The following is a 326-nucleotide window of genomic DNA, read 5'->3' as shown; positions in this document are numbered from 1 at the left end:
AGGTGACTGAGGTCGATTTTGCGGAACTGACTTTGACATTAAATCTGCTTAAAACGCATAATAATGCGGTCTCAGGGTGCTTAAAGCTTGACTTTGAGGGTGCCCCGAAAAATTGGTCCTATGCAGCAACCTAATGATTATAAGTCGCTTACCGAATGTTTTCTGGCTCCTGCGCGGGAGTCTTTGAGTCACTGTTCGCACACTCGGGAGTGTCCCGAGCTGGATGACTGGCAATGGATTCGAATGGGAGTGAACCGTTCGATCAATGACGAACGCAGTGGCCGCAGTTTCTTACAAGACTGGGCCATGTTAGATGAGTCGAGCAT

The 326-nt window shown here is 48.5% G+C and carries 1 protein-coding gene; it reads left to right on the top strand.

Annotated features, from left to right (window positions below):
• Positions 1 to 120: 120 nt before the first annotated feature.
• Positions 121 to 326 (top strand): hypothetical protein (locus QEH52_RS20410; RefSeq protein ID WP_308952797.1); only part of this gene is annotated, 206 nt, incomplete at its 3' end.

Source organism: Thalassobacterium maritimum, assembly GCF_031127805.1.
Taxonomy (GTDB): Bacteria; Verrucomicrobiota; Verrucomicrobiia; order Opitutales; family Coraliomargaritaceae; genus Thalassobacterium; species Thalassobacterium maritimum.
Note: the sequence above shows the minus strand (reverse complement) of the source record. Positions and strands in the feature narration are given on the sequence as shown.